Origin of the sequence: Crateriforma conspicua (assembly GCF_007752935.1) — a bacterium.
In the GTDB taxonomy this organism is placed as follows: domain Bacteria; phylum Planctomycetota; class Planctomycetia; order Pirellulales; family Pirellulaceae; genus Crateriforma; species Crateriforma conspicua.
In genome coordinates this window covers 638,829-659,202 of the sequence record NZ_CP036319.1, presented here as the reverse complement: position 1 = coordinate 659,202, position 20,374 = coordinate 638,829, and the positions used below count along the sequence as shown (strand labels likewise).

Genomic DNA, 20,374 nt, shown 5'->3' with positions numbered 1-20,374 from the left:
CTATTTTCTGAACGCATTCCCCGTTTTCACATCACGTTAGGTTTTGATCCATGGATCGTCGTCAGTTTCTGCGCGGATCTGCGACCGCGGCAACCACCGCGGCCATTGCTCGGTCGGCCCACGCGGCCGGAAATGATTCGCCACGCAAAGTCGGGCTGATCGGATCGGGCTGGTACGGCAAGTGCGACACGCTGCAGTTGCTGAACATTGCACCGGTGGAGATCGTTTCGGTCTGTGACGTCGATTCGGCGATGCGTGAAGAGGCGGCGGACCTGTTCGCCAAACGCCAACCGTCGGGCAATCGCCCCCAAACCTATGGCGATTACCGCAAACAGCTGGCCGAACACCAACACGACATCGTGATCATCGGCACGCCCGATCACTGGCATGCATTGCCCATGATCGCGGCGGTCGAATCCGGTGCCGACGTTTACGTTCAAAAGCCTACGGGCGTCGACGTTTTGGAAAGCAAGGCGATGCTGGACGCCGCACGAAAGCACGACCGTGTCGTTCAGGTGGGGACGCAGCGACGGAGCACGCCGCACCTGATCGAAGCCAAGCAAAAGGTGGTCGACGCAGGACTGTTGGGCGACGTGGCCTATGCCGAAGTCTGCTGTTATTACCACATGCGAGCCAAAGGCAATCCGCCGGATCAACAGCCACCGGCGAACTTGGATTACGACATGTGGACCGGTCCGGCTCCGATGCGTCCGTACAACGAGTGGGTGCACCCGAGGCGTTGGCGCGCATTCATGGAATACGGCAACGGCATTGTCGGCGACATGTGTGTGCACATGTTGGATTTGGTCCGCTGGCAATTGGATTTGGGTTGGCCCAAACGCATCAGCAGCACCGGTGGAATCTTGGTGGATACCGAATCCAAGGCCAACATCACGGACACGCAAACCGCCACCTTCGACTTTGATGGGCTGGATGTTGTGTGGACGCACCGGAGTTGGGGATCGCCACCCGATCCGGAATATCCCTGGGCCGCCATCATTTATGGCACCAAGGGCACGCTGAAACTTAGCGTGCACAAATACGACTTCATCCCACGTCAGGGCGGCGAACGCTTGCACGGCGAACCGCTGATCCAAACCGACAAGTACCCGACCGACTTGACGGACAAAGATAAGTGGCGTCTGGAATTACATGTCGCTTCGGCCATTCGCGGACACATGCAGAACTTCCTGGACTGCATCGACGATCGCAGTCGACCGGTGGCCGATATTGAACAAGGTCACATCAGCAGCGCGTCATGCATCATGGCAAACGTGGCAATGGAACTGGGACGCACGCTTGAATTCGACCCTGCGACGCATACCGTCGTCGGCGACGACGAAGCGACCGCGCGGCTGGCTCGTGCTTACCGCGAACCTTGGCAGCACCCGCATCAAGCGTGATGGCTTGGTGCACAGAACATCGGGGCTTGGTTCACCGGACCGTCGATCCGCTGGCCATCGCGACGAAGAATTCGTCGCGATGGAAACGATTTGAAAACCGGTGAATCTCGATCAAGCGCCGGCCGGGTCTTTGCCGTCGATCCAGGGGCCTTCCAGCTTTTGGTAATCCGGATCAAAGATCTTGGATCCCGTATCGCCGGCTTCCCAGCCCGGAATATGCTCGGGCTTGCCACGCTGATGAGACCGATCTTCCCAACGTTTGGCCCATGAACCGTCGGCTTCGGAAACCGCCATTTCATCGCCGTCAAAGCGGTACACCTTACCTTGGCGATAGCTGCGTGCCCCTAAGTTGACGATCACGATCGCGGCGGCACCCAGGTCCGGCGTGTTGTTACAAAGTTGGGGATCGTCCGCGACCATCGCGTCGATCCAATTTTGGAAGTGGGCGTGATTCTTGTTTTCCGGCATCCGCTGATCGGGGCGAATAATCTGCGGTTCATAGGGAACTTCTTTTGGACTGATGTGCGTCACCTGGGGTCGTTCGGGGACGAACGTGAACTGGTCAAAGTCTTCTTGGTTGCCAAACACAAACGATCCATGGTGCCCACGAATGACTTGCTTGATCGGCGTTTCCGATGACGCCATGGTCGCAGTGACCAAGCCTTGCACGCCCTCGTTAAATTCCGCCACGACCGTTGACACGTCGGGAACGTCGCGGCCGTCATACTCCAGATAGATTCCGCCCGAACCGGTCACACGAGCCGGATATCGCAGCCCGGTCGCCTTCAACATCGTCGTCGTTCGGTGGACGAACAGATCGGTGAACATGCCGCTGCCGAACGGCCAGAAGCGACGCCACTGGCGATAAACCGCGCGGTCAAATGGCACTTCTTCGGACAAGCCATCGTCTACGCCCAGGAACCGTCGCCAGTCGATATTGCTGGGATTCATTTCCTTGGTCAATTCATAGTACCGCCACTGACCGAGATCCGAGTTTCGGAAGTATTCGGTCTGGTACATCAGAACCTTGCCAAGCTGGCCGGCACGGATCAATCGATTGGCGTGATCCCAAACCGGCAAGCTGGTCGACTGGACACCGACTTGCATGACGACACCGGTCTTGCGCCAAACTTTGACCAGGTCGATGGCTTCTTCGACCTTTTTCACCATCGGCTTTTCACAGTACACATTCATGCCCGCCTGCATGGCTTCGATCGCCTGCTTGGCGTGCCAGTGATCCGGCGTACCGATGCAGACGGCGTCCAAATTTTCCTTGGCATACATGTCGCGAAAATCGACGTGCTGGGCCGGTTGGTTACCCAAGTTGGACTGAATGTATTTCGCAGCCTTTTCACGGTTGACGCTATACACGTCGCAAACGGCAACCAATTCGATCGGCGCGCCTTCCTTTGCCAACTTCGTCAAGCTTTTGACATGGGCTCCGAAACCACGGCCTCCCACACCCACGAAACCGATCCGCATCTTTGAATTTGCATTGGCCATCGCACGTTTGGGAAACGCCAGTGCGGCGGTTCCCGCGGCTAACAAGCCGGCGGATGTCTTGGTGAATTGACGGCGATTGGTGCGCAGGTGGGACGAATCGTTTTTCATGGCGGTTTAGAACCAAAGAAAGGGGGCGGGAAAGAATCCATCCAGTGGGATTGGGCGGGTCAACGGGGCGAATCGGCAGGCGAAGGTTCGCCATCGGACAGCCACACGGTGATGCCGCCTATTGTAAAACAAACCGTGCCGCTTGTTTCGTTTTCTGTGCCACCACGTTGCCGGAGCCCACCGTGAACCGAGTCACCCGTCATCGGAACCAACGATTGATTTTGCCATGTGCCGCGGCGGTGGGTCTTTGGTGGCTTTGCCTGGGCGGGACAGGGCAACCGTTGTGTGCCGAAATGCCACAGCGGAAACCCAACATCCTATGGATCGTGGGCGAAAACTTCGGCTTGGATTTCCAGTGCTACGGTGCCAAGAACGTTCGCACCCCGAATGTCGACGCGATGGCCGACCGTGGTGTCCGCTATGTCAATGCGTTTTCCACGTCACCGGTCTGTGCCCCCAGTCGCAGTGCGTTCATGACCGGGATGTACCAAACAACCACGGACACCCATCACATGCGGTCGCATCGCGACGACGGCTTTCGATTGCCCGAAGGTGTCCGGCCGATCACCCATCGATTAAGTGACGTGGGTTACTACACCGCGAACATCACCAACATCGGTGACGCCGTGGTCGGCACCGGCAAACTGGATTTAAATTTCACTGCGGAAGGCCCCCTGTATCACACTGAAAACTGGGACACGTTGAAGTCGCATCAACCGTTCTTCGCGACGATCAATTTGCCCGAAGCCGAGTACGACATCTACGATCGCCGATCGGCCGAGAAGGATCGTGTCGTCTGGGTCGGTGAACAGTGGCATCCGAAAGTCGCGACCGAGCAGAATGTCAGCCCGCCTCCCTATTACCCTGATCACCCCGTCGTCCGCCAAGAATGGGCACGCTACCTGAACAGCGTCTCCGGTGCAGACGTTCGTATCGGAAAGATTCTGAATCGCTTGCGGACCGATGGCATGGAAGATGACACGGTCGTGATTTTCTTTGGCGACAACGGTCGGTTGGAAGCCAGGGGCATCCACTGGGTCTGGGACTCGGGTATCCGTGTCCCGCTGGTCATCCAGTGGGCCGCGAACCACGAGCCCCCGATCGGCTTTGCACCCGGACAACAACGCGACGAAGTGGTCAGCTTGATCGACCTGACGGCGACCACCCTGTCCATCGCCGGCATCAACCCACCCATCGTCATGCAGGGCCGTCCACTGTTTGGCTCGGTCGACCCACCGGAACGTCGCTATGCGTTCAGCGCGCGAGACCGCATCGATGAAACCGAGATTACGCAACGCAGTGTTCATGATGGACGGTATCACTACATTCGCAACCTGACCCCCGGTGCGGGGTTCGCAACACTGAATCGCTACAAAGAAAAGTGTTTCTTGGTCAAACCGTTGATGCGTGACCTGCATCGACAGGGTTTGTTAATCGGCCCCGCAGCAGAACTGATGAAACCGATGCCGGCCGAGTCGTTGTATGACACGCAAGCCGATCCCCATGAGATCAACAACCTGGCCGAATCAGACACCCCCGAGCATCGCGAAACGCTGATTCGAATGCGGACCGCCCTGCGGACATGGATGACCGAAACAGGGGACCGGGGATGGATCGCCGAACCACGCGACGTCGTCGCACCGTTCGAAAATGAAATGCACGACTGGTTCGGCACGCCCGCGTGGGCCCAATAGCGTGCCCACGGTGATTCGGCCGAATCCGATGGCGGCGATTCAACATGCGAAGCTTTCCAGCTGTCCAATGGAAGAAGTCTGGAACGCCATTGCCGGTCGGCTGGACCATTGGAAACTGCCATCGGGCGAAGCCATTGGCGGACATCGCGCCCCGACTTCGCTTTCACGTCGGTGGTCGTTGTCGGAATTCATGACAACCTGACCCAGGGAAGCTCCTGACGTGGTGGCGGAGGTCATGGATCGGCGTCTAACGCAGCGACCGAACACATCGTTTCGGCCGATCGCTGAATTTCTGTTCCATTTCTGCCCGATACTTTTGTCTTGCTGCGGCGTTAACCCCTTGGTGCACCATGACACTCATCACGCGCCCGGACACTCTGCAAAGGTTTTTCACCGATGTTTCGTTCCTGGAGTTCCGTCACCAAGTTGATTGCCACCTTGATCGCTTTAGGGCTGATCGCGGGTGCGACCATTGCGCGTGCACAGAATTCCGCCCCTGGAACCGTCCCAAAGCAGCAAACGACGCGGAATCAGGACGCTGCCGAATCAGCCATCGATGAGATTGCACACCACCTGACGTCCGCAACCCCGACGGCTGGTGGTGATGCGTAGCAAGGGATTGGTTTGATCGATTTGGTCAGACAATTTCGGCCGCTTGGTTCCGGCAAACCCGACAAATCGTGATCGTCGGGACGTCGCGGACAACGGGGCGGCGGCGTGTCGGGAGGATCGATACGACACGGCGGTGGCAGCCATGGCCATCACGATGGTGGTCACAGCGGCGGCAATTCGTAAATCGCGTAGGTGCCATTGGTTTCCGGATCGCGAGGATACACCTGGACCAATGGCAAGTGTTGCCCGCAGACCCGTCGGTCGACCAACATGTAACGCACGCCGTATTTCCGGCGATACTCTCGTAGCTTGGCATACTGGATCGTGACTCGCATGGTGCCAAGCCGCTGAGGAAAGACATCGCGGAACCGATCTTCCCACTGGATCAATGATTCCGCATCCTGTGGGACGTCCTTGAAATTCACCACCTCGGCACGCTGGGCGTACCACTTGAACGTCTGCTGATGCCGCGGAGTCAAAAACACTTCGTCCGTGTCGGTGCTGTAGCGAATGAAGTCACAAACCTTCAGCCAATCCGCAAAGACTTTGCGTTGCACATGAATCGGGGCGTGCGGGTCATAGCCCAACAATCGATTGCTGGCCGATGGTGGGACGCCCAGTGCAACTCGCCGATACGTCGTTTCTGTTGCCAACACGATCGCAATTGTGATCAGTATCAATGCGGTCAACGTTGCGGGACGGCGTAGACCGATCATCGCACCGCCGGCCCCCTCGCTTGCCCGCAGCGATGACACCAACACACCGGTGGTCGCCACACCCAGCTGAAGCGGCACCATCACATCCGTCATGCGAAACCAATAGTATCGCAACAGGCTTGCTTTGAAATCCGATCCCAACCACGGCATCACATCCACCAACCAACCGGCCAATGCGATCAACACGGTTCCCGACGTGAATATCGACAGACGCCGGATCACACCGTTGGCATGCGATTGGTTCCCCTTGGAGAATCGCAGAAGCCGATCGTAGATCCATGTCATTACTGCGGTGATTGCGATCAGCCCCAAGTGCCGCGTGAACCAGTGGGCGGGAAAACTGCTGGACAGCAAATGGTGGGGCAGACGAACGTAGACGTAGATCTTCGCCGCTTGAACGGACAATTCCTGTGGTTGGTCAATGGTCAGCCAAAGCGCCGGAACCAAGCCCGCCAGGGCTATCAATCCGCCAGCGAACAGCCCGGGCTGGAAAATGCGTGGCACGGGAAGCGGCATCGATGCCAGCGGGCGATGCCAAATCGGTCGCTGCGTCAGACCCCATACCAGCATCGCCGACAACACGCTCCATCCGCCGACCAATACGTGGAACGCCGACGATGCGCCCATGAATATCCAACAGCGATTCCACTGTTGCCGCATCATCGCGGTGATCCCAAACAACAGCAAACCATAAGCAGGGATCTTTGCTTCGGTGCCACCGAACACCCATTCGCCGGCCAAGTTCGCGCGTTCGATTCCGACGGCCCAAAGAACCAAGACGGTCCATGCAAACCAAGGTCGGCCGAACACCGCGCGGCACAGCCGTTGAAGCCCCGCAGCCAACAGTGCCCAGCCGATCCACCGCGCGATCCAAGCCGTCGCTTCCAGGCTGAAGAACTTAGTCAGCCAACCGAACACCCAATAATAAGTGGCGTGTGCCTTTCCCGATGCAGCGAACAGGTCGCCCGAGCACCAATCCGGATTCCAAAAATTCTTTGCTTTGACCAGGTAATGGGCTTCGTTGACCATCGGGGGCAGGTCGCCGCTGAATCCAAAGATCAGCAGGGTCAACAACAACCATTCGGAACCATCGACCGCCCAGCGGAACGGGGAATCGTCGACAGACCGGGTGGGAACGTTCTTTAGCTTCGCAGCCATCTTCACGGGCCGGCTACCTTTGGATTGGCCGGCTATTTTTGAATGTCATACTCGGCAATTTTTCGATAAGCCGTCGCACGACTGATTCCCAACATTTTGGCGGCCTTGGGAACGCTGCCATCGCTTTTTTCCAAAGCCTGTCGGATCAGTCGTCGTTCCCATTCATCGATACGCAGCGTGTCCAAGCGGCTGATGCCCGCGTCGCGCAGCCCTAAATCGTCGGCTTGGATCATTGGATCGTCCGCCATCACGACCGCACTATCGATGACGTTTCGCAATTGCCGGACGTTCCCCGGCCAGGGGTATTCGTGCATCCGGTCGCGTGCATCTTCGGACAAGCGCAATTTCAACCGACCATGCTGGCGACAGAAATGTGCCAAGAAGTGATCGATCAACAGATCCAAATCACTATCACGTTCACGCAGCGGCGGGACGAACAGTTCAAAAACGCTGAGTCGATAAAACAGGTCTTCGCGGAAATGGCCTTCGCGGACAAATTCGGCCAAGTCGCGATTGGTCGCCGCGATCACCCGCACGTCCACCAACACCTGTTCGGTCGCACCGACGGGTAGGAAAGGATGGCCTTCCAAGATTCGCAACAGCTTCGCTTGACCTTCCAAAGTCAGTTCGCCGATTTCGTCCAAAAACAGCGTTCCGGTGTGGGCTTGTTCGAACCAGCCGACGTGATCGGTATCGGCGCCGGTGAAGGAACCCTTCTTGTGACCGAACAACTGGCTTTCAATCAGATCCTGTGGAATCGCGGCACAGTTGACCGTCAACATCGGTCGATCGGCACGCGGGCTGGCGCGATGGACCGCCCGCGCGACCAGTTCTTTTCCGCTGCCCGATTCGCCACGGATCAGGACCGATCCACTGGCGCGACCGACCCGGGTGATTCGCTCCTTCAACCGGGTCATCGCGTCACATTGACCGATCAACTCGGGGCCTTCGGCGTTTCGTTCGGCCAAGTGAGCACGTTCGACCGCCAACGAGTGTGTCTTTTGATATTGGATCAAACCGATCGCCAACAACCGCGATGCCGCCACGACGAAATCATAGTGCTGGTGATCGAACGCCGAATCATCGCGGAACATCGCCAGCATTCCGATCGCGTTGTCGTCGATGGACAACGGACAAACAATCAGATCGGACCATGGCTTGCCGTCGGCCGCCTTGATTTCGCCACGCACCTTCGGATCGTATTCGCGATCGATCCACATCGGTTCGCTGCTGCGTTGAATGCGTCGGATCAGCCGTCGGCTAAGTTGCAGACGCTTGTGCGAATCCTTGGGATAGCTGGATTGGGGAACCAGCCGTCCTTCGTGCGTTTCGTGATAAAGGGTGACACCCGATGCGACGGTGCGATCGCGCAACAGTTCCAGCACCGTTTCGATGGTGTCGACGCCGCTGGAGCCCGACATCAGATTCAGACTTATCTGGTACAAATCCAGCAAGTATTCCGTCTGTGCCAGCTTGTTGATCGGATCGACCTCTCGATCCTGCAAGCGTTCCTTTAAATCATCGGGATCGGCGATCCAGGTTTGTTTGATCGATGATTCTTCGACGTCTTCGGTGTCGCCTTCGACCAATTGCAGATCCGTTTCGCCGATCGTGATGATCGACTTGTCCAGCAGTCGCGCGGTGTCCGCTTTCTGGCCGTTGACCAAGGTGCCGTTGCGGCTGCTGGTGTCGCGAAGATGCCAATTCCCGTCTTCGAAAAAGACGACGGCATGGAACCGCGAACTCATCGGATCGGTCAGCAAGATCTCACAACTTGTGCCACGCCCGATATGCGCAGGTCGGGACGGATCGAGGGTGTAATTTCGATCTTTGTCGGGACCCGATCTTGCATGCAGGATGGCGAACATGACTCATTCATGCTGATGTAAGCTTGCTGTGGCGGTCATCATAGGTGGCCGAATCGATCCTGGCGACGGCAAAGCGGGCCGGTTGGGGGGTGCATCACCATTGGGCCTCGTGCTCGCGGGATCCAAACGAACTTCCTCCATGGTCCATCTAGACGGACCATCGCGTCGTCTTGTTCGTCAAGACGACGCCCAACACTATGCATCAACCATGCCACGGCGGGTCCGTTTTTTCGACAAAGGCTTGGATTCCCTGGGCGGCGGTTTCGTGGCTGCAACCGGCGGCACCGGCCGCGGCGGCAGCTGAAATCTGGCTGATCAGTTCTTCACCGATCGATTCATTGATCACACGTTTGGTGGCTTGGATCGCGGCGGCAGGCCCCTGAGTGCAACGTCGCGCCCAGTCGCAAGCGGCCACCCAGATTTGGTCGGAACCCACGGCCTGGCAGGCGATTCCGCGGGTGACGGCGACTTTGGCATTCATAGGCTCGCCCGATAACGCCATTTGCGAAGCTAGTGCGCCGCCGTGGCGAAACGCCAAAAGGGATGCCGTGACGCCCCCGACCAAACCGTGCCGGATCGCCGGCGCCGACAGCGTCGCGCTGTGGCTAAGGACCATCAGATCGCTGGCCAACGCCAGCGTTAGACCAGCACCGGCGGCCAGACCGTCGACCGCGGCGACGACCGGTTTTGGAAAACGCAAAAGGACCTCAATCGACTCGGCCCATTGACGCCAATACTGGTGCGACTGGGCCAGAGATTCCGATTCAGGAAGCTCGTTAATTTCGTTCAGAACCGCCAGGTCCAATCCGCTACAGAAATCGGATCCGGCGCCGGTCAGCACGACCGCCTTGACGCGTTTTTCTTGATGAACATCCGAAAACGCTTGGTTCAGATCTTCCAATAACCCGGGACTGAGCGCGTTTCGAACTTGGGGTCGGTCCAAAACGATCGTTGCGATTTCTTCGTGAACTTTGACATCAACGTGTTGCAACGTTGCGGTCCCCCTGGGATGACGAATGGCTTCGTGACGACAAGACTGGTGGCGACGATATCGCCCCGTTGTCGTGACGATTGTAGATGGCTAACCAGCCGATCAGTGCGTCATCAAAGAATTCATCAGCGCTTCGCTGGGTTGGCGAATGGTCAACACGCGCGGCTGGGTGTCGGGTTGGTCGGGATCGCGAATGATCACAATCACTTCACGACGATCTTGGCCGGCCGGATTGGCCAGGGCCGAAGGCTGAACCACGCCCGCGTCAAAGCCTCCCGCCGGTGCATCCAGTGCGGCCAAGCGGACCGGTGGTTCGGTGGCAGGTAATTCAGCGGCCGGTGTGGGCGCGGAAAATTGATTCGTTTGGGCGACAACCGTGCCGGCATCGCCTTGGGCCAGATGCGCCAGATTCACGCGTTCCAACTGCCAGTGGATCGATCCCGGTCCGGTGTAGATGCCGACATCGCTTTTGTAGTCCGCAGCGTTGCAGACGCCGATCAGACATCCGTTCTGGTCGAACAATCCACCACCGCTGCGACCATCGATCGGTGCGCCGTCGATTTCCAGATTGCTGACGCCCAAATGTTGGTTGTACTTATTGACACCGGTGACGCGGGTATCACGCCGCGAGGGATCGGCACCGCGGTCGCATCCGAAACTGAAAGCGGCTTGTCCGGTGGTGACCTTTTGGCTGTGCTTGATGACCTTGACCGGTTGGATGTTGATCCCCGGCTGGATCGCCACCACGGCGATGTCACGGTCTTCGGCGTCATAATCGACCAACTGGCCGGGCACGGTTTTGGTTTCGCCACCGACGAACAAATCGACTTCGATCCGGCCTTCGCCGTCGGTGTCGCGGAACAGGTGACCGCAGGTCATGACCAGCGATTCCTGACCATGCGAATCGATGATCGTTCCGGTGCCGACGCCGAAGCCATGGCCGTCATAAACACGTAAGCGAACCGTTGCGGCGCGAGCACGTTCCACCGCATCGGCCATCGTGACGTTCGGCATGGTTTCGGCCATCGTGTTGCCGGCCGGTGCGACGGATGGCACGTTTTGTGGTCGAACGTCGGAGCGTCCAAAGGCGGCCAAGCGTGGCGGGTTTGTTGCACCCGGACCGGCCGCAGCCAGACGTGTTCGAGGAGTGTCCACGAATTCGGCCGCCCGTGGCGGCGCGGCGGATTGCTGTGAACCGGTCGGGATGTGGGGTCCGCCCGGATTGGTTTGCAAAGCTTGACGAAGTTCGTCGATGCTGTGGCTGCCGACCAAGCGTGTGACTTCTTTGCCGTCGGCGATGACCAGATAAGTTGGCGTTTGGCGAACGCCGTAACGGCGAACCAAATGCGGTTCGCTGGACACGTCGACGCGGCGGATTGCAACGCCCGATCGTTCCAGTTGTGCCAGCACGGGCTTCATCGTTTCACAGTGCTGGCACTGTTTGGACGTGAATTCCACCAAGATGGCGTTGGCCGATACCGACAGCATCGACAACCAAGAAATAGCGACGGACGCTAGCGCGAACTTGATACCAGTCAAGGTCGTCCCTCCCTGGACGCATTGGACGGCGTGTCGTCCGCACGGCTTTCGGCGAAACGACGCGATTCGAGGTCGGCGTACCCGGATCCGCACATGAGTGGTCATCCTGACCGGTGGGATCGGCACCGAGGCGATCCTGCCTGATGTCCGTCGATCGCCACAAGGGCAATGAGCGTGACTTGAATTTTTTTCCAGTTTCACGGGCTGTTTTTCGATCTTTTCCCCGATCGACCGGCTCGCGAACGTCACCGTCATCCCCCGCCTTGAAAGGCATTGCAGGCAACGGCACCCGCGAGCAGTGTGAGGGCTTCGTGCCATCGACGACGGCCGGATGAACGCCGCACAAGACACGTCGTCGCTTTGTCTCTGGATCGTTACAATCCGCCGGTTCCGTGCCCGAATCTTCCCATTCATTTCCACCACAACGCCCAAACTTGTCATGACACGACGTCTGTTGGTCACCAGCGCGTTGCCCTATGCCAACGGTCCGATCCACATCGGGCACTTGGTCGAATACATCCAGACCGACATCTGGGTCCGCTTTCAAAAGCTGATGGGCAACCGCGCGATTTACATGTGCGCCGACGACACCCATGGCACGGCGATCATGATCCGGGCGAAGGCCGAAGGACGCAGCGAAGAAGCGTTGATTGCCAGCATGAGCGAGGCTCATCAACGTGATTTCGCCGGCTTTGACATCCGTTTCGACCATTACGGCAGCACCCACAGCGAAGAAAACCGCCAGCTTTGTCACCAATTCTGGGAATCCCTTCGCAAGGCCGGACTGATCGCCGAACGCAGCATTGAACAACTGTACGATCCCGAGGCGGAAACGTTTCTGGCCGATCGCTTTGTTCGAGGCACTTGTCCGGTTTGTGGGCTGGAGGGTCAGGCGGGGGACAACTGCAACAACGGCCACACCTATTCGCCCACCGAATTGATCGATCCCAAAAGCACTCTAAGCGGTGCGACGCCGGTGCTGAAGGAAGCGACACACCTGTTCGTGGAATTGGAAAAGCTGCACGACTTTTTGAACGACTGGGTTGATTCGGCCGATGCCTTGCAAAGCGAAACGGCGAACTACCTGAAGGGCTACTTCCTGTCGGCGGAACTGAAGGACTGGGACATCAGTCGCCCGGCACCCTATTTCGGGTTCGAGATCCCCGACGCGCCGGGCAATTATTGGTACGTCTGGTTCGACGCCCCGATCGGTTACATCGCGTCGACCGCCCAGTGGTGTGCGGCCAACAACGAAACCCTGGCCGATTGGTGGCAAAGCGACGACTGTGAAGTGCACCACTTCATCGGCAAGGACATCACTTACTTTCACACACTGTTTTGGCCGGGGATGCTGAAAACGGCGGGATTCAGTCTGCCGACCAAAGTGCATATCCACGGCTTTTTGAATGTGGACGGCAAGAAGATGTCCAAACGCGACGGGACGTTGGTCGCGGCGGAAACCTATTTGAAGCACTTGGAACCCAGTTACCTGCGATATTTCTATGCGACGAAACTGACATCGCGGGTCGAGGATTTGGACTTGGGGTTGGATGAGTTTGCGGAAAAGGTCAACAGCGACTTGGTCGGAAAAGTCGTCAATCTGGCCAGCCGTGTTGGCAAGTTCGCCGCCAAACTGGGGCTTAGCAAAACGTATCCCGAGGATGGTGGGTTGTTCCAAGCCGCCGCGGCGAAGGGCAAGGACATTGCCGATGCCTATGAACAATGCGAATACGCCAAGGCCATGCGTTTGATCATGGAATTGGCGGACGCCGCCAATCCCTTCGTCGAGCATGCCAAGCCGTGGGAGATGAAAAAGGATCCAGAGCGGGAAGATGAGCTTCGTGACATTTGCACGGTCGCCCTGAACCTGTTCCGCCAATTGGCCATCTATTTGTCCCCCGTGTTGCCAAAGCTGGCACAGCAGTGTGGTGAATTGCTGAATGATCCGATCACGTCGTGGGAACAGTCGCAAACGCCGTTGGTCGGTTCCCCGGTCAACAAATTTCAACGCATGATGAATCGCGTCCAAGTAGAGGATTTGCAAAAGATGATCGACGAAGGAAAACAAGAATCGGCAGCTGATGAGAAACCCGTCAACCCGTTTGGCGATTCCGATCAGCCGCTGAAGGACGAACCGATCGCCGATGAGATCACCATCGACGACTTCGCCAAAGTGGACTTGCGGGTCGCGCGTGTCTTGTCGGCCGAACAGGTTCCCGAGGCGAACAAGTTGCTGAAGTTGACTCTGGGGCTTGGCGGTGACGAAACGCGTCAAGTCTTCGCCGGCATCAAAGCCGCCTACGAACCGGAAAAGCTGGTCGGTCGTTTGGTGGTCATGGTCGCCAACTTGAAACCGCGCAAGATGCGATTCGGGCTGAGCGAAGGCATGGTGACCGCAGCCGGCCCCGGCGGCGCGGACGTCTTCGTCCTGGGAGTCGACGATGGCGCTCTGCCAGGGCAACGTGTTCACTGATCGGCGACATGGCCCATGAAGATTCGCCCGGCCTGTGTCGATGACGCCAGCGAAATCGCTGAGATCTATAACCACTATGTATCGGCCGGCGGATCAACGTTTGACACGATCCGCTGGACCGAAAGTATGGTTCAGCGTTGGATCCCGCCAAAGCCACCGGGCGGTTGGTATGTCGCGGTCGACGATGACGCGACGGTGATCGGCTGGACCACATTGCGACCGATCAGCCAGCGCGAGGGGTTTCGGCACACGTGCGAATCGGCCATCTATCTGTTGCCGGCCGCCCAAGGACGTGGTATCGCCGATCCGCTACAAAACGCGATCTTTGATCATTGTCGACGCCATGGCGTCCATCACGTGATGGCACGGATCATCGCGGACAACCAGCGAAGCGTGGCGTTTCACCAACGTCACGGCTTTGAAACGGTGGGCGTCCAAAAGGAAGTCGGCTATCTGAATAAGCGTTGGGTCGATTTGGTCGTGATGCAATTGCTGGTCGACATCCAGATCGATGATTGATGCGGACCAAGGCACGCGTTCGCGCGTGTGATGGGGTGGTGTCCGCCGCGATTTTGCCAAACACCGTCGGGTGGGTACGGCGCAAAGCCCACTGCGAATCATTGTGCCCGCACCGCCCGACGGCTCACTTACCCCGCCGTGTTTGGGGTAAGATCGCGGCTGGCAATCGAAGTGCCGTCACTGGGCGATGGCATGTCGCGGGTCTGACACGCCGAAAGGAATGCACGTTCGATGGATGAATCAATAGTCGATACGGATCAATCGCCGGCGGCCCCCGCCAGTGCATCTTTGCGTGATCTGTTGCAACTGGTGCTGTTGCCCGGCCTGGGGCCACGGACTTTGGCGCGTTTGTTGGAACGTTTTGGCACCGCCACCAAAGTCCTCACGGCGGACGGGGAAGCTTTGGCGTGCGTCCCCAATGTTGGACGCAAGCTGGTCCATACGATTCGCACGGCCGGCGATCACGTTTGTGCGGATCAAGTGCTGCGGTGGTGCGATGACCAGGGCGTCCGTCTGGTCCGCGACACCGATGCCGATTACCCGATGGGGTTGAAGGACTTGGACGATGCCCCGCCGCTGTTGTTCCTGCGAGGCGATTGGGTGGACCAGGACCAGCTTTCGGTTGCGATGGTGGGTACGCGTCATGCGACCACGTATGGATTGAAACAAGCCGAGCGTTTGGCATTCGGATTGGCCAAAGCGGGCATCACCGTGGTCAGCGGGTTGGCGCGTGGCATCGACACCGCGGCCCACCGTGGCTGTTTGGATGGAGGCGGCCGAACGTTGGCCGTTCTGGGCGGCGGCCTGGGCGAAATCTATCCCGCCGAAAACAAACCCTTGGCCGACCGGTGCAGCCAAAGCGGCGCGGTCATCAGCGAACAACCGCCCTATGCCAAACCGCGCAGCGGTCATTTCCCACAGCGGAATCGGCTAATCGCCGCCATGTCATTGGCCACGTTGGTGATCGAAGCCCCGGATCGCAGCGGATCCTTGATCACCGCACGCCAGGCATACGAACTGAATCGCGACGTCTTGGCCCTTCCCGGTCCGGTAACCAGTCGCACCTCGCGTGGATGCAATCAATTGATCCGTGATGGGGCAGTGCTGGTGCAAACCGTTGACGACGTGTTGGAAGCGATCGGCCCCATGTCCAACCCCGTGACCACCGACGAACAGACAACGATCCGCAGTGGCGCTGAACTGCAGCTCAATGACATCGAACGGTCCGTGCTACAGGCGATCGCACCGGAGAGCACCTCCATCGATACGGTCATCGCGCAAAGCGGTTTACCGGCGCACCGAGTCATCAGTACGATCAGCGTTTTGGAAATGCGTCGTCTGATCCGTCGGCTTAGCAGTCAATACGTCGCGCGTATCTAGCGGACCACGCCCCACTCACAAGACTTTGATGCCGGACCAGGAAGCCCACCGGCGACCGCGCCCCGTCCAGTCTTCATGCTCCGCCCGTTCGACAGGTCACACATCGGTGACACGCCGCAAGCGTCTGGCTTGACGCGCCGCGGGCGTGGTCGTCGGGTGTCCGCCATCGACACGCTGGACCGACTGTGAGGCATTCGGATCATCGAAGGCCGCCGGCGTCCATGCTTCTTGGGCAACCGGTGACTCCGAAGCGGTTGCAATCGGACTGGCTTCGCCCAAGGCAGTGGGCGCGCCGCTGGCGGATCCATCCAAATCACCTAAATATTCTTCACGGACCTTCGGATGCCGCTTGACCTCATCGGGCGAACCGTCGATCAACACTTGGCCCTTGTAGATCACATAGCATCGATCCACGACGCTTAAGATTTCCCGCGCCGCGTGGTCGGTGATCAAGACGCTGATCCCCGAATCTCGCAACTGACGAATCACCCCCTGGATCGACTGAACGGTGACGGGGTCGATTCCGGCAAACGGCTCGTCCAACATCACGATGGTCGGATCCGAAACCAAACAACGGGCAATCTCCAAACGTCGACGTTCGCCACCGGACAGCCCCGCCGCTTTGCTTTTGCGGATGTGGGTGATGTTGAATTCCTGCAGCAATTCATCGGTGCGTTGGCGACGTGTGGCTCGATCCGCGCCCAACAATTCCAACAAGGACGAGATGTTTTGCTCGACCGTCAGCTTTTTGAAAACGCTGGGTTCCTGGGGCAGATAACCCATTCGCCCGTCACGCGCGCGGCGGAACATCGGCCAATCGGTCACGTCCTGACCGCCCAGATACACGTTGCCACGATCCGGTTCGACCATGCCGCAGATCATCCGAAAACTGGTCGATTTGCCGGCACCGTTGGGTCCCAGCAGACCGACGATTTCGGCTTGGCCGACTTGCAGATTCACGCCGTCGACCACACGCCGTCGGCCGTAGGTCTTCTGCAGATCGACCGCCTGCAAGACCATCGATTCACGATCCATCGCTTGATCGACTGATTGAAAAACGTTCATCAATGCGGATTCCTTCCCGCGCCGCGGCGATGCGGCTAGCGGATCAATTTCATGCGTTTGAAATTTGGCGTGAACGGAATGGGGCGGTTCCACGGGTGAGGCCAAAAGACCAACAGCGCTTTGCCGACCAGCAAGTCGCGAGGCACGTAGTGGGCTTCGGAATACAAGTACGCGTCTTCGTCCACGCTGCGAGGCTGTCCGAATTCTTTGGTGCCTGCCCAGCACCGTGCGTCCAGACTTTCCGGGCTGTTGTCACCCATGGGAAAGAACTGGTCTTTCTCCATCACGAATTCGGCACTCCGCCGTGCATTCCAAATGGACAGGTTTTCCCAGCTTTCAGGATCAGCCAACCGGGCCTGCAACTGCGGTCCCCAGCCCGACATGTCCATCGCGCCGCCGACTTCGCTGACCAAACGCAAGTCGTAATCATGGACGCCGCCACGGCTGTCGGTCGTTGCCACATAGTATTTGTCGCGATCAATGCGAACTTGGTGAACCGTTGCCGCCCCATCGACACCGATCGCCGCGGGCGCGGCGTCCAGCGGATTTCCGGGGCCATCGAATCGCGGACGTCGTTGATCAAACGGAACAATCGACAGTCCCGCATAGCTGGTCGGCGAATCGAAAGAAACTAAATCGCCGTCGACCCACAACAACAATTGGTCATCAAAATTGCTAAAGCGAATTTGGTGCCGGCCGCCGGCACGAACGCTCGTCGAAGCGGACGGCGTCGCAACGTCGTCATCAAAAGCGAACGATTGTCCATCGCGGACGATCGACAGCTTTGCCGTCCCATCGGACAAATCGATGTCGCACCGAAACTGGACACCGCTTTCGACCAATTCCAAGGTGGCCGTCTTCGCATCAGCATCGGTTTCGATGTCAGCCTGGATCATCAGATCACCGACCCAGTGCATGCCGTCGGTGCCGGTCTGATAGGTGCCGAATTGGTAGCGACTGAACTGGTCCAAATCGCCGCCAGATTGAAAGTCATCACGAAATTCGCCGCCGCCGTAACCGCCACCCAACATGCGTGACAGTCCGTTTCCGCGGAACGTCGCAGGCTTGGTGTTATAGATCGCTCCCGCTTCGACAATGGCAAACGAATTGTATTGATAGAAATCTGTGATCGCGCGACTGCTGTAGGGATCGACCGATGCCAGGCTAAGCCCCTGATCGGCTTGGTCCCACTGCGATTGCGATGGCCAGCGATGGTAGTAACGCAGCCACTGGGTCCCCGACGCGGGCGCCGTATCCAGACGCGCCGTCATGCCATCGCCGTCCCGCGAAACCTGCCAGGAATCTTGCGGTGGCTGCGTCGCACCGGGACGCCAGGGTTGAAACCGGCTGGGGTAATCCGCTTGGATCAATTCCGGCGACTGATGATCACTGTCGTAAACCAGGTGCCGCATCGACAACAGCGTCCGATCCGGTTTGCGAAGAATTTGGTCCGCGTCCTGTGATCCGGTCGGACGCGCGTAGACGTCGCCATGGCGCAGCGTCACAGTCTCCTCCGGTAATCCCACCAGCCGTTTGATGTAGTTTTGTTTCGGATTGCCCGGAAACTTGAACACGATGACGTCCCAGCGCTCCGGATCACTTAGCGCGTAGGAAAACTTGCTGACCAGAATCCGATCGCCGCTGAAGGTCGCGTCATTGGCCTCGTTTCGCAGATCCAGCGAATTGGCATGACGACAATTCGGACACACGCCACCAACGACCACGTTTTCCGTGACCGGTCCCCGCTGTTCCCAACTGGCACCGATCCGAAACCTCTGGCCACACCGGTCGCAATCGATTTCCTTGTGCGCCCCCATCAGGGTCGGGGCCATCGATCCGGTGGGAATCACGAAAGCTTCGGCCAAAAACGCGCGAAACAGCAACGCTAGAATGAACGCGACGACGAAAGCTTCGACAGTTTCACGCTGGGCCCCCGTGCGGATTTCCTGCGCCCGCGCGGCCGCGGGGCTCAGCTTCACCTCGTCGCCCCCGGCGTCGTTGCCATCGGGCTGATTTCCGCCGTTTTGGTCATCGCGTTGTCCGGACGGGCGGTTCTTGTTTCGACGATTCATAGACCAGCCACGACGATCAAATACGAAATTGCGGAAATTGAAGGTTGATAACGCGACCGATACCACGGACAAATTTGCAGTCGGCCTGCTGCGTAACGAGCACACGGGTGGAGCATAACCGGCGTCAATCCTAGCCATTTTGCCCATCCGCCGGAACTTCGATTCAAAGGCGAAAATCTTGGCAAGGATTCCAACCACGGTTTTCCCGGTCGCAGCCCCCCTATTTCCTCGACCCGACCTGGCCCCCACGGGACCGGGCCGAGTCGGACCTTGGACCGGTGAACAGTAATGAAAAACGCTCGCAAAGCATTCACGCTGATCGAATTGCTGGTTGTGATCGCCATCATTGGTGTGCTTGTCGCCTTGCTGTCACCCGCCATCCAGTCGGCCCGCGAGGCGGCGCGACTGGTCCAGTGCCAAAACCATCTGAAACAGATCGTCCTGGCCGGGCATAACTACCAGTCACAATTTCGCTATCTGCCGGGCTATGCAGGAGAACGCCCCCCGTACTTCGTCGATTATCAGGACCGACACCGGTACAACCCGGATTTGGATGGTGCCAACTGGATCAGCCAATCGTTGCCTTCGTTGGAACAGAATCACTTGTTCGAATTGACGGGCGATCTAAACACGCGTCCCATCGACCGTCCGGATGCCCAAATCATTGATTCGGTCCAGATCGCAGTCGAAACGCTGCACTGTCCCAGTCGGCGATCGGCGACCGCCTATCCGTTGGACCCCCGATATCAACAACGTTTCGGTCCCGCCGCGGCGAGAAACGATTACGCCATGTGTGGGGGCGCCGCAGACGCCGACGGGGAATCCGAGAAGCTAATCGACAACATTCGGGTCGGTGTTTGGACTTTGGGCAAGCGGACGCGTTTCCGAGACGTCTTGGACGGCCTAAGCCAGACGTACTACGCGGGCGAAAAGGCGATGGATCTGTTGGAGTATCACAGCGGAATCGATTTCGGTGATCGATCCCCGATGGTCGGCTGGAACCAGATGCGGACCTCGGCACACTCGTACGTTCGGTACGCCGCCCGCCAACCCGTCCGTGACAAACCCGACAACTGTCTTTCCTGTCATGATTTCGGCAGCGCGCATCCCGCCGGTTGGAATGCGGCCTTTGCCGATGGGTCGGTCCGTTTGATCAGTTATTCACGGGACCTGGAGATCCACCGGGCCATGGCTTCGATCGCCGCGGGCGAGATTCAGTCCAACGACTGAGATCCATTGTCGACGATTCGACGGTGCAGAATCGTCGTGCCCC

Annotated in this window: 14 protein-coding genes; 7 read left to right on the top strand and 7 right to left on the bottom strand. The window is 58.4% G+C overall.

The genetic code is table 11. From position 1 onward, the window contains the following. Positions 1 to 50: 50 nt before the first annotated feature. Complete coding sequence (locus Mal65_RS02495; RefSeq protein ID WP_145293351.1) at positions 51 to 1,403, top strand: Gfo/Idh/MocA family protein; 1,353 nt, start codon at positions 51 to 53, stop codon at positions 1,401 to 1,403. A 111-nt stretch (positions 1,404 to 1,514) separates the two neighbouring features. Here the strand turns inward: Mal65_RS02495 and Mal65_RS02490 are convergent, their stop codons facing one another. Then, on the bottom strand, positions 1,515 to 3,014 hold the full coding sequence (locus Mal65_RS02490) for a Gfo/Idh/MocA family protein (RefSeq protein WP_145293349.1): 1,500 nt from the start codon (positions 3,012 to 3,014) through the stop codon (positions 1,515 to 1,517). A 182-nt stretch (positions 3,015 to 3,196) separates the two neighbouring features. Here Mal65_RS02490 and Mal65_RS02485 point away from each other — a divergent pair, with 182 nt between their 5' ends. Next, complete coding sequence (locus Mal65_RS02485) at positions 3,197 to 4,708, top strand: sulfatase family protein (RefSeq protein ID WP_165701015.1); 1,512 nt, start codon at positions 3,197 to 3,199, stop codon at positions 4,706 to 4,708. Between the two features lie 396 nt (positions 4,709 to 5,104). Then, the gene (locus Mal65_RS02480) at positions 5,105 to 5,320 is read left to right on the top strand and encodes a hypothetical protein (protein WP_145293345.1); all 216 of its coding nucleotides are present in this window, start codon (positions 5,105 to 5,107) and stop codon (positions 5,318 to 5,320) included. A gap of 161 nt (positions 5,321 to 5,481) precedes the next feature. On the opposite strand, the gene Mal65_RS02475 is transcribed toward Mal65_RS02480, so the two are convergent. The 4 genes from Mal65_RS02475 to Mal65_RS02460 form a co-directional block, all read right to left on the bottom strand. Next, positions 5,482 to 7,194 carry a DUF6798 domain-containing protein gene (locus Mal65_RS02475; RefSeq protein WP_145293343.1) on the bottom strand — a complete coding sequence of 571 codons (1,713 nt, stop codon included), beginning with the start codon at positions 7,192 to 7,194 and terminating at the stop codon, positions 5,482 to 5,484. A 32-nt stretch (positions 7,195 to 7,226) separates the two neighbouring features. Beyond that, positions 7,227 to 9,062 (bottom strand): sigma 54-interacting transcriptional regulator, encoded by a 1,836-nt coding sequence (locus Mal65_RS02470; RefSeq protein ID WP_145293341.1) that lies wholly within the window; start codon positions 9,060 to 9,062, stop codon positions 7,227 to 7,229. A gap of 202 nt (positions 9,063 to 9,264) precedes the next feature. Beyond that, the gene (locus tag Mal65_RS02465) at positions 9,265 to 10,053 is read right to left on the bottom strand and encodes an enoyl-CoA hydratase/isomerase family protein (protein ID WP_145293339.1); all 789 of its coding nucleotides are present in this window, start codon (positions 10,051 to 10,053) and stop codon (positions 9,265 to 9,267) included. 102 nt (positions 10,054 to 10,155) lie between these two features. Beyond that, a complete protein-coding gene (locus Mal65_RS02460; RefSeq protein ID WP_196784510.1) occupies positions 10,156 to 11,592 on the bottom strand; it encodes a trypsin-like peptidase domain-containing protein in 1,437 nt (478 codons plus the stop codon). A 439-nt stretch (positions 11,593 to 12,031) separates the two neighbouring features. Between Mal65_RS02460 and metG the strand changes: the two genes are divergently transcribed. The 3 genes from metG (at position 12,032) to dprA (ending at position 15,964) form a co-directional block, all read left to right on the top strand. Continuing rightward, the gene (gene metG / locus Mal65_RS02455) at positions 12,032 to 14,065 is read left to right on the top strand and encodes a methionine--tRNA ligase (protein ID WP_145293338.1); all 2,034 of its coding nucleotides are present in this window, start codon (positions 12,032 to 12,034) and stop codon (positions 14,063 to 14,065) included. 15 nt (positions 14,066 to 14,080) lie between these two features. Beyond that, positions 14,081 to 14,584 (top strand): GNAT family N-acetyltransferase, encoded by a 504-nt coding sequence (locus tag Mal65_RS02450; protein WP_145293336.1) that lies wholly within the window; start codon positions 14,081 to 14,083, stop codon positions 14,582 to 14,584. 231 nt (positions 14,585 to 14,815) lie between these two features. Next, complete coding sequence (gene dprA, locus Mal65_RS02445) at positions 14,816 to 15,964, top strand: DNA-processing protein DprA (RefSeq protein WP_145293334.1); 1,149 nt, start codon at positions 14,816 to 14,818, stop codon at positions 15,962 to 15,964. A 96-nt stretch (positions 15,965 to 16,060) separates the two neighbouring features. Here dprA and lptB read toward each other — a convergent pair whose 3' ends face one another. Continuing rightward, the gene (lptB, locus tag Mal65_RS02440) at positions 16,061 to 17,029 is read right to left on the bottom strand and encodes an LPS export ABC transporter ATP-binding protein (RefSeq protein WP_145293332.1); all 969 of its coding nucleotides are present in this window, start codon (positions 17,027 to 17,029) and stop codon (positions 16,061 to 16,063) included. 35 nt (positions 17,030 to 17,064) lie between these two features. Further along, a complete protein-coding gene (gene lepB / locus Mal65_RS02435; RefSeq protein WP_145293330.1) occupies positions 17,065 to 19,101 on the bottom strand; it encodes a signal peptidase I in 2,037 nt (678 codons plus the stop codon). A 288-nt stretch (positions 19,102 to 19,389) separates the two neighbouring features. Here lepB and Mal65_RS02430 point away from each other — a divergent pair, with 288 nt between their 5' ends. Then, on the top strand, positions 19,390 to 20,331 hold the full coding sequence (locus tag Mal65_RS02430; protein ID WP_145293328.1) for a DUF1559 domain-containing protein: 942 nt from the start codon (positions 19,390 to 19,392) through the stop codon (positions 20,329 to 20,331). The last annotated feature ends 43 nt before the right edge of the window (positions 20,332 to 20,374 follow it).

Excerpts from the sequence above, each read along its gene's own strand:
- Mal65_RS02495 (WP_145293351.1), top strand. The coding sequence starts at position 51 with ATGGATCGTCGTCAGTTTCTGCGCGGATCTGCGACCGCGGCAACCACC.
- Mal65_RS02490 (WP_145293349.1), bottom strand. The coding sequence starts at position 3,014 with ATGAAAAACGATTCGTCCCACCTGCGCACCAATCGCCGTCAATTCACC.
- Mal65_RS02480 (WP_145293345.1), top strand. The coding sequence starts at position 5,105 with ATGTTTCGTTCCTGGAGTTCCGTCACCAAGTTGATTGCCACCTTGATC.
- Mal65_RS02475 (WP_145293343.1), bottom strand. The coding sequence starts at position 7,194 with ATGGCTGCGAAGCTAAAGAACGTTCCCACCCGGTCTGTCGACGATTCC.
- Mal65_RS02470 (WP_145293341.1), bottom strand. The coding sequence starts at position 9,062 with ATGTTCGCCATCCTGCATGCAAGATCGGGTCCCGACAAAGATCGAAAT.
- metG (WP_145293338.1), top strand. The coding sequence starts at position 12,032 with ATGACACGACGTCTGTTGGTCACCAGCGCGTTGCCCTATGCCAACGGT.
- Mal65_RS02450 (WP_145293336.1), top strand. The coding sequence starts at position 14,081 with ATGAAGATTCGCCCGGCCTGTGTCGATGACGCCAGCGAAATCGCTGAG.
- dprA (WP_145293334.1), top strand. The coding sequence starts at position 14,816 with ATGGATGAATCAATAGTCGATACGGATCAATCGCCGGCGGCCCCCGCC.
- lptB (WP_145293332.1), bottom strand. The coding sequence starts at position 17,029 with ATGAACGTTTTTCAATCAGTCGATCAAGCGATGGATCGTGAATCGATG.
- lepB (WP_145293330.1), bottom strand. The coding sequence starts at position 19,101 with ATGAATCGTCGAAACAAGAACCGCCCGTCCGGACAACGCGATGACCAA.
- Mal65_RS02430 (WP_145293328.1), top strand. The coding sequence starts at position 19,390 with ATGAAAAACGCTCGCAAAGCATTCACGCTGATCGAATTGCTGGTTGTG.